At 48.9% G+C, this 13906-nt stretch carries 12 protein-coding genes; 11 read left to right on the top strand and 1 reads right to left on the bottom strand.

Annotation, left to right across the window (positions count from 1 at the left end):
• Positions 1-10: 10 nt before the first annotated feature.
• Entirely contained in the window at positions 11-772 is a 762-nt protein-coding gene (locus tag QM016_RS01620; RefSeq protein WP_282709940.1) for an ABC transporter transmembrane domain-containing protein, read from the bottom strand.
• A gap of 22 nt (positions 773-794) precedes the next feature.
• Between QM016_RS01620 and QM016_RS01615 the strand changes: the two genes are divergently transcribed.
• The 11 genes from QM016_RS01615 to QM016_RS01565 all read left to right on the top strand — a co-directional run bounded on the left by QM016_RS01615 (position 795) and on the right by QM016_RS01565 (position 13783).
• Positions 795-1115 carry a helix-turn-helix domain-containing protein gene (locus QM016_RS01615; RefSeq protein WP_282709939.1) on the top strand — a complete coding sequence of 107 codons (321 nt, stop codon included), beginning with the start codon at positions 795-797 and terminating at the stop codon, positions 1113-1115.
• 69 nt (positions 1116-1184) lie between these two features.
• The gene (locus tag QM016_RS01610; protein ID WP_282709938.1) at positions 1185-2171 is read left to right on the top strand and encodes an IS3 family transposase; all 987 of its coding nucleotides are present in this window, start codon (positions 1185-1187) and stop codon (positions 2169-2171) included.
• 80 nt (positions 2172-2251) lie between these two features.
• Positions 2252-3742 carry an AAA family ATPase gene (locus QM016_RS01605; RefSeq protein ID WP_282709937.1) on the top strand — a complete coding sequence of 497 codons (1491 nt, stop codon included), beginning with the start codon at positions 2252-2254 and terminating at the stop codon, positions 3740-3742.
• A 586-nt stretch (positions 3743-4328) separates the two neighbouring features.
• The gene (locus tag QM016_RS01600) at positions 4329-7016 is read left to right on the top strand and encodes a valine--tRNA ligase (RefSeq protein WP_282709936.1); all 2688 of its coding nucleotides are present in this window, start codon (positions 4329-4331) and stop codon (positions 7014-7016) included.
• 12 nt (positions 7017-7028) lie between these two features.
• The gene (locus QM016_RS01595) at positions 7029-8702 is read left to right on the top strand and encodes a formate--tetrahydrofolate ligase (protein ID WP_282709935.1); all 1674 of its coding nucleotides are present in this window, start codon (positions 7029-7031) and stop codon (positions 8700-8702) included.
• A 26-nt stretch (positions 8703-8728) separates the two neighbouring features.
• Complete coding sequence (locus tag QM016_RS01590) at positions 8729-9358, top strand: cyclodeaminase/cyclohydrolase family protein (protein ID WP_282709934.1); 630 nt, start codon at positions 8729-8731, stop codon at positions 9356-9358.
• Positions 9358-10281: a bifunctional 5,10-methylenetetrahydrofolate dehydrogenase/5,10-methenyltetrahydrofolate cyclohydrolase gene (locus QM016_RS01585; RefSeq protein WP_282709933.1), complete on the top strand. Its 924-nt coding sequence runs from the start codon at positions 9358-9360 to the stop codon at positions 10279-10281. The genes QM016_RS01590 and QM016_RS01585 overlap by 1 nt, the downstream gene beginning before the upstream one ends.
• Positions 10278-10874 (top strand): GTP cyclohydrolase I FolE, encoded by a 597-nt coding sequence (gene folE / locus QM016_RS01580; RefSeq protein ID WP_349237897.1) that lies wholly within the window; start codon positions 10278-10280, stop codon positions 10872-10874. Before QM016_RS01585 ends, folE begins: the two co-directional genes overlap by 4 nt.
• An 8-nt stretch (positions 10875-10882) precedes the next feature.
• Positions 10883-12301: a Mur ligase family protein gene (locus QM016_RS01575; protein ID WP_282709930.1), complete on the top strand. Its 1419-nt coding sequence runs from the start codon at positions 10883-10885 to the stop codon at positions 12299-12301.
• Between the two features lie 100 nt (positions 12302-12401).
• Positions 12402-12920 (top strand): hypothetical protein, encoded by a 519-nt coding sequence (locus QM016_RS01570; protein ID WP_016476881.1) that lies wholly within the window; start codon positions 12402-12404, stop codon positions 12918-12920.
• Between the two features lie 431 nt (positions 12921-13351).
• Positions 13352-13783 (top strand): zinc ribbon domain-containing protein, encoded by a 432-nt coding sequence (locus tag QM016_RS01565; protein WP_003148160.1) that lies wholly within the window; start codon positions 13352-13354, stop codon positions 13781-13783.
• Positions 13784-13906 lie beyond the last annotated feature (123 nt).

The following is a 13906-nucleotide window of genomic DNA, read 5'->3' as shown; positions in this document are numbered from 1 at the left end:
TAGCCAAAACTTACATTGTTAACGGTAATGGCATCAGTGACTGATGAGAGACTGGCAGTACCTTCCTCTTCGGTTTCTTCTGGAGAAGACCGGCAAGCTTGTCGATAAGTTTGTACGATGCTTTGCGAGCTGCGAGAACAGGAGGGACTTCTTCAAAGGGTAATCCAATATAGCCCATGAGAAGTGCTGCCATAAGAATACCGCCGGGAGTGACCCCTTGGTTGGTAGCGCAAAGATATGCGCCGAATCCTAATACGGCTCCTTGAGAAACATCAAAGGCTGCTGTTCCTACTATCATAATAAGACGGTCTGTTTTGCGATAACACTGCTTTGCTTTCTCCAAATTTGCGTTATCAAGATTAAAAAGCCGCAGTGCAGAAGACCCTGCATCAAAACTTTTAATGAGAGGGAAACCTTTGATAAGATCGCTTATCTGAGCAACAAAAGTGCTTGCACCATCGGAAGCACCTTTTTGATCTGAGGCAAGGCGATCTCCAAGACGAGTGATACTTACCGCTAAAGGAAAAATAGAGGATATTATGGCGACGATCACAAGAGGAATGCTTTGTATAAAAAGCATGGTGAGTGCGATTACAAAGGCTATGCACTTTCCAGCAAGAAGAAACATTTTTTCAAGATAGGAGGTTTCAATCGAATATATATCGTTGGTAAGAGCGGATATATAGTCGCTGCCACCACCACCCTCGAAGGAACTTATCTTTTTAGCAAGAAGGTACTTGAAGGCTGGGCGTGCGGACAAAAACTTGGACACCATAATACCCTTGTGAGAACAGATGAGGTACACCAAGGAGCAGATTATCGTCGCACTGACATTATATAGCGCAACGGGCTCGGCAAATACGGTCATCCAAACCCTGGGACATCCTTCAAATCCAATGCTTTATCACTGGATTGAAAAGTATCCGAAGTATTTATCTAAGCCGCATGTTCGACACCATAAGCAAGCAACAGCCGAATTGAAGGAGCAGGTAATTCGTCGTTGTCTGATTGATGGCGAGCCTGTAAGATTAATAGCAGAAGATATCGGATACACTGCGTCCATTGTATATAAATGGCTGCGGTCTTACAGAGAAAAAGGAACCTGTCCAACATGAAAAAAGCAAAGAAAACGACTCCCTCCGATCTTCAGGCGGCGGACAATATTGAGAATCTGAAAGAAAAAGATGCTTGATATGCAGATGGAGATCGATATCCTGAAGGAAACAATTCATGTCTTAAAAAAAGACCCCGGCGTCGATCAGACAGTTCTCAGGAACAGAGAGAAGGCAGTGATCATCGGTGCCCTGAAGAATAAATACTCACTGCCAAAACTCTGCTTTAAGTTGGAAATCCCCAGAAGCAGCTATTATTATCAGAAGGCTGCATTACGAACAGATGATAAATACCGCGAACTGCGGAGCCGAATCATCAAGGATTTTCAGGACAATAGGTGTGTTTATGGATACAGAAAAATCCATCAGCTTCTGAGGCGAAAGGGAACAATCGTTTCTGAAAAGATCGTCCGCAGAATCATGAAGGAGGAATCCCTTGTTGTCAAGATACGCAGGAGACGTAAATACAACTCTTATCAGGGCGAACTTAGCATAGCTCCGGAGAATCTCGTTAATCGTGATTTTCATGCGGATAAACCGAATGAAAAGTGGCTCACAGATATCACAGAGTTTTCCATTCCGTCCGGGAAGGTATATCTGTCCCCTGTCATTGACTGTTTTGATGGAATGCCCGTCAGTTGGAGGAGGGGAGTCTCGCCTGATGCCAATCTGGTAAACGCAATGCTGAAAGATGCTATCAGCACACTGGATCCAGAAGAAAAACCCTTTATTCATTCAGATCGGGGATGTCATTACCGATGGCCGGAATGGATCAAAATAGGTGATGACGCAGGACTTACAAGATCTATGTCGAGAAAAGGCTGTTCACCAGACAATGCTGCCTGTGAAGGCTTCTTCGGACATCTAAAAACGAGATGTTCTATAACCGCAGTTGGTAAGGCAGTTCGATTGCTGAGTAAAAATATGAGATCGACAGTTATATTCGCTGGTACTGCACAGATCGAATCAAATCAACACTCGGAGGGCTCAGTCCTCTTCGGTATAGAAAGGAGTTGGGTGTGGCTATCTAAAAAATGTCAGCACCCCCAACTCAAATAACTCAGGATATAAATTATAGTTAATTCATTTTAAATTAATAAAGACAAAAAGAATACACAAAGAAATGAGGAAAAATAGACATGAATGAACAAGTTCTTGAGATGAAAATACAAAATGTTAAAGGGATAAAACAATTAGACTTTGGATTCCCATTACAATCTGGTATATATGCAATTACCGGAGAAAATGGTTCGGGTAAAAGTACTCTTATTTCATGTGCTTCATCTGTATTCTATCAGATGCCAATGATTGAGTTTTTTGGGAGACCAGAGGATGCTGCTATTAATTTTGAATTAAATGGAGCGACAAGAAGCTGGGTATGTGATGGAAAAACGTGGTCAAGTTCTTCTAAGGGTAGTATGAGGATTAACGGATTTTATGAGGGAAGTATAGTATTTGGCAATCGATTTAAGGATACAAATATTTCGGTAATAAATAAATTGGATAAATTGAAAGAAAATGACCTTTTGCCCGCACGAGAGTTTATATATAAAAATTTGGGACAAATTCTAAAGAACGATGAGGATTTTTATAAAGAATTGTTCTTAGTAAAGAAAGAGTCAGCAAAAAAAATGGGATTGACAAGAAAAACATTTTGTCTAAAAAAAGGAAAAAATCAATTTATTAGTCAACCAAGAATGTCTACTGGAGAGAATCTTTTATTAAGCATTTTACAATCACTTGAATATATTTTTAAAAAAAGAACACACCATAACGATGGAAGACCTTGTATCGTTTTTTTAGATGAGATAGAGTTGGCACTACATTCATCCGCGTTAAGGCGGTTGGTTATTTTCTTAAAAGAAATAGCGGAAAAATTAGGATTAGCTATATTTTTCTCTACGCATTCAATTGATTTATTGAGAGAAATTAAAGCTCAAAATATATATTATATATCTTCATTTTTGGATGATTCTATTATGGTTACTAATCCTTGTTACCCTGCTTATGCGACGCGAAATCTATATGGTGATGATGGCTATGGGAATGATATGGTAATTCTTGTAGAGGATGATTTAGCAAAACTAATTATAGAAAGGTTGTTATTGGAAAAACAATTAGCTAATAATATACGAATTAAAGTACTTCCAACAGGTGGATGGACTAATACAATTACAATGGCATATGATGTTACTACATCTAATCTTTTGCAAAAGGGTACAAAGTTAGCTATTGTCCTTGATAGGGATATTAAAGAGAGAGTACCAGAGTTTATTTCAACGCATAAACAATATTCTGGCATAAAAATGGATTTTTTGCCAATAGCAAGTTTAGAAAAGTATCTGCATTTTAAACTAATAGACAATAAAGATAAAAAACTATTTAATATATTGGATACATATTTATTCCAAAAAAGACCTTTGTACGAAATATTGAAACAATATACTAAAGAGGTTGAAGTTAATGATAACGATGGAAAAACACTATATGGTTTTTTGATAAATGAAGTTAAATCGATGAGAAAGGATCGCGAAGATTTAGTAGATATTGTTGTTAAATATATCATAGAGAATGAGGAAGAATGTGTTGATGAATTATCAAAATATATTGTAAACAAAGCAAATATGTAAATACCTTAAAGCGATTATTACAAATGCAAATAGAAATTTTGATTTGTCATAATTTTAATCAGAGGTGTAAATCGAGATTTCTACACTGAAATCTAATTGCCAGGCTGGTTTTCCAAAGTGAAAGCCAGCCTTTTTACATGACCGAGTGATCTTCACAGCGAAGATCACTCGGCTTTTTCTATTGTCAATGTCAGCCCTGTTACCAAAGGAAGCCGCTTAGTCATTCTGACGTGAGTCCGAAGGCTTTTGTGAACATTACTTGACACTATCCAAAAAAGGCTTCGTCTAAGTTTATACTGAACCTCTTTTGCGTCGTCGTTCATATAATTTCTTCTCCAAGCTCTCTCAGTCATTGGTGTATTCATTTCGAATCTCCTTTTATGGAGAGATTTGAGTCTTGTTACGACAATACGAAGCTATCATTTTTTGATTAGTTGCAGAATCTTGTAACAGATTTGTAATGCCACTGAAAACGTGAGGATTATCTTGTTCTTAGACCTTTTCGAAGTACACTTATCTACATACACTATACTGTTCTGCTAGCCAGTACCAACGTTATTCGAAGCATGTGAAAGGCGTATATACCGTGGAAGAAATGCCCAAGACGTATGACCCTCAGGCTACCGAGCCTGAGCTCATTAAAAAATGGATACAAGCCGGCTGCTATGGCCGCAGCAAAGGCACAGAAGATCGCACCGTTGTGATTCCGCCACCTAACGTTACCGGCATTCTCCACATGGGTCATGCCATGGATGACACCATTCAAGATACATATATCCGCTACAGCCGCATGCGTGGCTATTCCACGCGTTGGATCCTGGGAACCGACCACGCGGGCATTGCCACCCAGACCAAGGTTGACAAAAAACTGAAGTCCGAAGGTATTTCTCGCCTGGAAATCGGCCGCGAGAAGTTCATTGAAGCCTGCTGGGACTGGACGCGTGAGTACGGTGGTACCATCGTCGAGCAGATTAAGCGCATGGGCTGCTCCATTGACTTTGATGATGAGAAGTTCACGATGTCGCCGGAGTATACCCGCGCCGTGCGTAAGGTCTTTGTGGACTGGTATCACCATGACCTTATCTACCGCGGCAAGCGTATTGTCAACTGGTGTCCTCATTGTGAAACGTCCATCTCCGATGACGAAGCGGAATATGCTGACGAGAAGGGCCATCTGTGGTATTTGCGCTATCCGCTGAAGGAGCCGGTTGGCGGCATTGAATACATTACGGTGGCAACCACTCGTCCCGAGACAATGCTTGGCGATACGGGCGTCGCGGTCTCTCCCCAGGATCCCGAGAAAGCTGCTCTGGTAGGCGCGACGGTCGTGCTGCCCATTGTGGGCCGCGAGATCCCTATTTTCTCGGATTGGCATGTCGATGCTGCTTTTGGCACCGGTTTTGTCAAGGTTACTCCGGCGCATGACCCCAACGACTTTGCCATGGGGGAGGCGCATGGCCTTGAGAAGATCAACATCTTCGATGAACATGCCGTGGTTGTCGACGGCTACGGCAAGTTTTCCGGCATGGATCGTGATCAGGCGCGTGATGCCATTGTGGCATGGTTTGAAGAGCATGGTCTTCTCGACCACATCGAAGACCTTGAGCACTCCGTCATGCACTGCTATCGCTGCGGAACAACGCTTGAGCCATGGCTCTCCGAGCAGTGGTTTGTTGCCGTTGATAAGCTTAAAGAACCTGCTGCACAGGCGGTTCGCAAAGGAGACGTCACCTTCCATCCCGAGCGCTGGACGCAGACCTATCTCACGTGGATGGATAACCTTCGTGATTGGAACATTTCCCGGCAGCTTTGGTGGGGTCATCGTATTCCGGTCTTTTACTGCGACGATTGTGGCTGGCAAGACGCCCTTATGGAGGATACTGATGTCTGTCCCAAGTGCGGCGGCCATCACGTACATCAAGATGAGGACGTCTTGGATACCTGGTTCTCCTCGCAGCTCTGGACTTTTGCCACGCAGGGCTGGCCTGAACATCCCGAGCAGCTTGAGGGTCATCATCCCACAAAGGTGCTGGTAACGGCTCGCGATATCATTGCTCTTTGGGTGGCGCGCATGATTATGAGCTCGCTTTACTTTACCAAGGAGATTCCATTTCATGACGTGTTTATCTACGCTACCATCTTGGCAAAAGACGGCAGTCGTATGTCAAAGTCAAAGGGCAATGGCGTAAATCCCATGGATCTCATTGCCAAGTACGGCGCCGATGCCATGCGTTATAACCTGTTGACGCTTATTACCAACAATCAAGACGTCAAGTTTGATGTGGTTTTGGATAAGAAAACCAAGGAGCTTCTTGAGTCTCCCCGAACCGATCAGGCTCGCTCCTTTGTGACCAAGATCTGGAATGCAAGCCGGTTTGTGCAGATGAACCTTGACGGTTATACGCCAGGTGAACCAAAGGCCAAAACGCCGGAAGATGCGTGGATGTTCTCGCGTCTTGCTCGCGTGACGGCGGAGACCACAGAGCAACTGGAGTCTTACGGTTTTGGCGATTATGCCCGCAACATCCAGGCATTTTTCTGGAACGATGTCTGTGACTGGTACATTGAGCTTTGCAAGTCTCGGCTTTTGAACGGAGACGCTGAAGAGCGCCTTCAAGTTCAGCGAAACCTTGTATTTGTGTTGGACGTGTCTATGCGTCTGCTTCATCCCGCTATGCCGTTTGTAACGGAAAGTGTCTGGGACGCTCTGCCCGCGTCAGGCGTATTCAGCCATGATGCGGAGTTCTTGATGACTGCCGAATGGCCAGAACCTCAAGAGCTTGCTATCTTCATTAATGACGAGGCCGAACATAACTTCTCACTTGCAAAGACTGTTGTTTCTGCGGCTCGCTCAACACGGGCACGCTACCGCCTGTCGCCAAAGGTAGAGCTTTCCGTAGCAGTTCGCGCAACGGCGGAAGACGCCGTTGCGCTTACAAAGCAGACAGGCTTTATCCAGAGCGTCGGCCGCATTTCTGAGTTACACATCGGTGAGGACATACAAAAGCCCGAAGGTTCCGTTTCCGTTGCTGAGGGTGGCCTTGAGTTGTATGTAATTCTGGGCGATCTTGTTGATTTGCAGGCTGAAGCAAAACGTCTTGAGAAAGATCTTGCTTCTGCTGAAAAAGAGCTTCTCGGCGTCAAACGCACCCTCGACAACGAGGGCTTTGTTGCCAAGGCCGCGCCTGACGTCATCGAGAAGAAGCGTTTGCGCGCCGCTGAGCTTGAAACTCTTGTTGTACAACTCAAGCAGCAGATCGCCGACTTTTCGTAGATGAGGTGCATTATGCCGCAGTACAAGTCTGATATCGAGATCGCTCAAGAGACACCTATGCTTCCCATTGTTGACGTGGCGAGAAGAGCTGGCATCCGTGAGGATCTTCTTGAGCCGTATGGTCGCTACAAGGCAAAGGTCAATTCTCGCCTCCTTGCCGATACTCCTGAGCGCGGCAAGCTTATCCTGGTGACCGCTATCAACCCGACGCCGGCGGGGGAAGGCAAGACTACCACGTCGGTTGGTCTGGCGGATGCACTCAATCAAGCGGGACACAAGGCAATGCTGGCGCTTCGTGAACCCTCGCTTGGGCCTGTCTTTGGCGTCAAGGGGGGAGCTGCGGGAGGCGGGTATGCGCAGGTTGTTCCTATGGAGGATATCAATCTACACTTCACGGGTGATTTTCATGCGATAAGTGCTGCGAATAACCTTTGCGCCGCGATGCTTGATAACCATATCAAGCAAGGCAATGAGCTTGGGATTGATCCACGGCGCGTGGTATGGAAGCGCTGCGTTGACATGAACGACCGTCAGCTTCGCCATGTGGTAGACGGTTTGGGTGGCGTTGCGGATGGTATGCCCCGCGAGGATGGCTTTGATATCACGGTTGCCTCTGAGGTTATGGCGGTGTTCTGTCTTGCATCAGGTATTTCTGACTTGAAAGAACGCCTGAGTAAGATGATTGTTGCCTATACCTTTGACAGGCGCCCGGTGACAGCTCACGATATCCATGCTGAAGGCGCCATGACCGCGCTTTTGAAAGACGCGCTGCTGCCTAATTTGGTGCAGACGCTTGAACATACGCCGGCGCTCGTGCACGGAGGACCCTTCGCCAACATTGCTCACGGATGCAACTCTGTGGAGGCGACTCAAACAGCATTGCGCCTGGCGGATTATGTGGTTACCGAGGCGGGCTTTGGGGCCGATTTGGGCGCCGAGAAGTTTCTTGATATCAAGTGCCGTGAGGCGAATCTCGCCCCGAATGCGGTGGTGTTGGTGGCTACGGTGCGCGCCCTCAAATACAACGGCGGCGTCGCTCGGGCAGATTTGGAAGCCGAGAACCTCGCCGCGCTTGAAGCTGGTCTTCCGAACCTGCTCCGTCACGTTGATAACCTTCAGGAGGTCTATGGACTGCCTGTCGTGGTGGCTATCAACGCGTTTCCTACAGATACCTCAGCTGAACTGGCACTTATTGAAAAATCGTGCAAAGAGCACGGTGTGAGCGTGGCGCTTTCCGAGGTTTGGGGAAAAGGTGGCAAAGGGGGCCTGGCGCTGGCAGAAGAAGTGCTTCGCCTGTGCGAGAAGCCCGTTGAGCTTCGGTACGCCTATGACTTGCATGAGAGCCTTGCGCAGAAAGTTGAGGCTATTGCCACGAGAATCTATCATGCCGATGGCGCCGACTTTACGCCCGCGGCGGCAAAACAGATAAAGCAGCTTGAGGAGCTGGGCTTTGGGGAACTTCCCGTCTGCATGGCAAAGACGCAGTATTCCTTTAGTGACGACCAGACCAAACTTGGCGCGCCCGAACATTTCCGCATTACCGTGCGAGATGTGCGCGTCTCCGCTGGTGCGGGTTTTGTGGTGTGTCTTACCGGCAACATCATGACCATGCCGGGTCTGCCCAAGAAACCGGCAGCGGAAAATATTGACGTACGCGAAGACGGACGAATTGTGGGTCTGTTCTGATGTCGGTTCCAAAAACGCCAGAAGACGTGAATTTTACAAGGTATACCTGTGAAGAGTATGCATGTCACCTTGCTGCTCGGGAGCCCATTCCCGGAGGCGGCGGAGCGGCCGCATACACCGGTGCCTTAGGGATAGCCTTGGCGGCCATGGCGGGTGCTTTTGCATTGGGTAAGCCTCGCTATGCCGCCTATGAAAAAGATCTCACGTCTCATATCGCCCGCGCCGAGCGCCTCCGCAAAGAACTTCTTGAACTGGTTAATGAGGATTCTCGACAGTTTCTTTTGGTATCCGATGCGTTTGCCATTCCCAAGGACAACCCTTCTCGTTCGGCGTGTATTGAAGAGGCACTTATCGCTGCGGCAAAACCGCCCCTGAGAGTAATGGAAGTCATTTGCGAGACCATTGCGCTCCTTGAAGAGATGCAGGTCAAAGGTTCACGGCTTTTGCTCTCTGACGTAGGTTGCGGTGCGGCGCTTTCTCGCGGTGCCCTTGAGGCGGCCTCTCATACCGTCTTTGTCAACACACGCTCAATGCAAGATCGCGTATATGCCGCATCTGTTAACGAGCGAGCAAAAGCGCTTATGGATGAGTGGATTCCGCGAGCGGAAGCTCTTTCTCGCCACGTGAGTGCGCATCTGCAAGGGGAGGAAGCATAATGGCTGAAAAATTGCGAGGCGCTCCGGTTGCTGCGGCGCTTACGGAGGCGCTCTCCATCCGGGCTGCCGTACTGGCCGATAGAGGTGTGACACCTACGCTTGCCATCCTTCGTCTTGGCGAGCGTGCCGACGATCTTGCCTATGAGCGGGCAGCCCTCAAACGTGCCGAGAAGATCGGCATCGCCGTGAGACAGATAGTGCTTTCACGCAATGCGTCGCAGCACGACGTTGACGAGACGATCCGTGATATTTCCTCGGACCCGCATATTCACGCCTGCCTGCCCCTGCGACCGTTTCCAAAAACGATTGACGAGGCAGGTGCTTTCGCACTCCTTTCTCCGAGCAAAGACGTTGACTGCGCTACCGATGCCATGCTGCTTGCCACGCTTACCGGAAGACCTGATGCGCTGGCGCCCTGCACGGCCGAGGCGGTTATCGCCATACTTGACTATTACGGTATTGAGATTACCGGCGCTCGTGTTGCGGTTGTAGGCCGCTCAAACGTCATTGGCCGTCCCATAGCGGCGCTTTTGACTGCGCGTGACGCTACTGTGACGGTGTGTCATAGCCGCACCGTTGATGTGTCGGCCATTACCCGCGAAGCGGAAGTGCTCGTGGTGGCCGCAGGCCAAGCTCACATGATCGGTGCTAACCACGTTTCTTCCGGTCAGACAGTCATTGACGTAGGTATCAACTGGGATGAAAAATCGCAAAGACTTGTCGGCGATGTTGATACGGAGGCAATCAAAGATATTGTGGCTGCCTATACGCCTGTTCCTGGTGGCGTCGGCAGCGTGACCACCGCTATTCTCGCCAAACACGTCATTGAAGCCGCGGAAAGAGCTGCGGAGGAAGCGGCGAGAGCGGCGAGAGTCGCGCATGGGACAGCGGAAAGGACGGAAGCCTCGTGGCGGAAACGATAGAAGGAACCGACAACACTGCGGAGTTTGCCCCTCTTGACCAGGCGCGTGTTCGCGCCGCGGTCAAGGAGTTTCTCGTGGCTATTGGCGAGGATCCCGAGCGCGAAGGACTTCTCGAGACACCCGACAGGGTCGCCCGCGCGTGCGCGGAGCTCTTCAGCGGTATGCAGGAAGATCCTGTCGCTCATTTGCGCAAGCAATTCCACGAAGAGGGCAACCACGAGATGGTAATCGTTCGCGATATCCCATTTTCCTCTATGTGCGAACATCATATTTTACCGTTTGTTGGCAAGGCGCACGTTTGCTACATCCCTAAAAGAGGGCGCATTACAGGACTTTCAAAAATTGCCCGCTGCGTGATGGGGTATTCTCGCCGTCTGCAGGTGCAGGAGCGTCTTTGCGGTCAGGTGGCCGACGCTATGATGAGCGAGCTTGACCCGTTGGGCGTGCTGGTGGTAATGGAAGCTGAACACACCTGTATGACTATGCGTGGTGTCAGAAGCGCCGGCGCGCTGACGCTCACTTCGGCGGTCAGAGGTATTTTCAAGGATAACGAGAAGACCCGCGCTGAAGCTATGCGTCTTTTGGGTCTGTAGGGAGTTTCATGTCGTATCATGTGCCGTTTGAGATAAACGACTACACCTATGGTGAAGCCGTAGCCGCACTTCAGGCTACCAAGAAATTCGGCATCCAGCCTTTACTTGAATCCGTTGTGGACATGCTGTCTGAACTGGGAAATCCTGACGCGTGCTTCAAGAGTGTGCAGATTGCGGGTACTAACGGCAAGACTTCGACGTCTCGCTACACGGCGGCGTTTTTGCACGAAGAAGGTCTTAAGACAGCGCTCTATACCTCTCCTGAGCTGGTGAATTTTACCGAACGCATGGAGGTAGAGGGCGTCCCTGTGACAGAAGCGGTGTTTGGGCATGGCATTTCGGCGGCCGTTACCGCAGGCAGACGCGTGAATAACGCGCGCGCCGCTGCGGGTAAACGCCCCTATGACATTACCGAGTTTGACCTGCTGACGGTAGCCGCACTTACGGTTTTCGCAGAAGCCGATATTGATGTTGCGGTGTTGGAATGCGGCATGGGCGGCCGTTGGGACGCTACATCGGCGGCGCAAAACATCGTCTCCGTAGCCGTTACCGGTATAGGACTTGATCACACACGCATTCTAGGCGATACGCTTGAAAAAATCGCAGGCGAGAAGGCCGCTATCATCAAACGCGGACGCACCTGCGTGCTTGGCGTTGGAACGGCGACACCTGCCAGTGTTGAAGAGGTCTTTCTTTCCCGCGCCGCTGAAGAGGGCGTAGCGCCGACGCTGCTTCGCGCGGCCGACGCCCGCGATGTGGCAGGGGAGATGCAGGAAGGTATTGTGCAACGGCATGCCAACCTTCCGCTTGCAACCTTTGCCGTCACCAAGCGCCCCGCGCGCCTGGGCTTTCCGCTTGAACTGACGCTGACAACGCCTCGTGCTGTTTATGCGGATCTCGCGGCACTTAAGCCCGGCTATCAAGCGGCAAACATCGCGCTGGCTCTCTGTGTGGCCGAAGATTTTCTCGGTCGGCCACTCAACGCGGACAAGGCGTATACCGCTGCAATCAGCTGTCCTACGCCCGGCCGCTTTCAGCTGCTGCGTCCAGATCCACTAGTACTTATTGACGCGGCGCATAACCCGCAGTCGGTAGCAACGTTCCTCTCGGCTATTCGCGCTTTTGAGCCCGATGTGCATCGACGTCCTAAACTTTTGACGGCTGTCTTGGCCGATAAGGATGTTCGCGGTATCGCCAATCTTCTAGCCAAGGAGTTTCCCGCCGTGATAGTGACGCAAACGGCGTCAAAGCGCGCACTTCCGGCCGAAGAGCTCGCGGAGATATATAGAGAGCTTGGAGCGCAGGTGGAGTCCGTCTTTCCTACGGTAGGCGCCGCCGTGCGCGCTCTTAAGCATGAGTCATATGTGGCTTGCGGCACCATTACACTGGCGGGAGAAGTGACAGCGCTTGTGGGGGATTTTGCCTGAGGGACATCCAACGTGTAAGCGCAGTTCATGGGTTGAAAATACGCAAAAATGTTATAATCTGCAACGTTGTAAAAAACAGTACCTAAGATTGGACATTGAAATGGGATTATTCGATTTATTTGGAGGAAGTAAAAAAGCAACCGAGCTGGATGCGGCAAGAAGTGACGAAAATAAAAAGCTCATGAGAGAAATTTTTGATAAAAAAATCGATAACGGCTCGGAGTATGCAATAGTCTATGCGTATTCAGAAGATATCGGCGGAGCTAACTTTGCTGTAATTCGCACGGTTTCTTATAAATACCGAAACTTTATACTTGGTTATAGGGAAAGCGACCTAAGCCTGGTTTTTCTTGAAGTCAGTCCTGATTTGAGTCAGGTTGGTGAAGCGCTTGCATATAAACCGCAGGATGTGAAGAGAAAGAACTTTGTAAAAATGGCAGGCTCGTATTATCTCCAATACGGAAGCTCATTTAAAAAGGAATTCTTCAATTTCTTTGTTCCGGAAACAATTGACGACATCCTTAATCTCGATTGGTACGATGAGGAAACATTTGCCTATGTTGACCAGCGAGAAGAGCACAGCAGCTGGGTTGCGTTTTGGAATAAATTTTGTAAATAAACGGTGAAGCATAATGCGTATGGCGCCAAATTATGTGGTAGCTTTTATGGCTGCTGCTTTCTTGATTTATAGCTATGTACAGATAACCGTTAAAAAGGCTGAGGTTCACAACGGATGCCTTCATGGAATAGTGGTTATAATTGCAGTTCTCCTGCTGGGAATGTCCCTTTATGGAATTGTATGTGCTATTCCTTTAGGGGAAGTGCAGCTTCAAATAGAACGCAGCTTCAGGTAAAAAGCTCACCTTATAGAGACTCCTCGGGCATCGCTTCGGGTTTATCCGAGTCATGACCGAAGTCTCCAATTTATACGCAGATTCTTTATTCTTGTGACTATCCGCTCTATTTTGGTTTACGATAGATGCGCTTGTGGTTCTCATTCCATACCCGTAGCCCGCCACAGCTTCGAATCGATTCTAAGGAGTTCCCGAGATGCAGGAAATTCTCGACCAGATCATCACCCCTGAGGTTCGTATGGTTCTCTACCTCATGGTCATCTGCGTGGTTATGCTCTACATCCTTTCCATTATCTACGTCATTCGCGACGCTCAACGCCGCGGCGCTGAGCCATGGTGGATGTGGGCGGTTATCTCGGTCGTTCCTATCGTGGGTCTTCTGGCGTATGTCATTTTGCGTCCTAGCAGCTACCTCATTGACCGTGAGGAGCAAGACTTGGACATTGCCCTTCGTGAGCATCAGCTTTCGCACTACGGCATTTGTCCCAAGTGCTCGGCTCCTATTGACCGCGACTTTATCGTGTGTCCTATCTGCAACACGCAGGTACGCAATGTGTGTCCAACCTGCCACCGTCCGCTCAATGCGGATTGGAAGGTCTGCCCGTATTGCCGTACGCGCATTCAGTAAGCGCATATGTTCTTACACGCACGACTGACAGAGACTATCGAGGCGTCTGCCCGCAGTTCTTTTACAGGCTGGGCAGGCGCCGTTATGTATGCCTGCTCAGACTTCGCGCCCTTCTCGCCAAAG

This window comes from Lancefieldella sp. Marseille-Q7238, from assembly GCF_949152215.1.
Classification (GTDB): domain Bacteria; phylum Actinomycetota; class Coriobacteriia; order Coriobacteriales; family Atopobiaceae; genus Lancefieldella.
The sequence above is the reverse complement of the archived record's forward strand: the minus strand, read 5'-3'. Positions and strand labels throughout refer to the sequence as shown.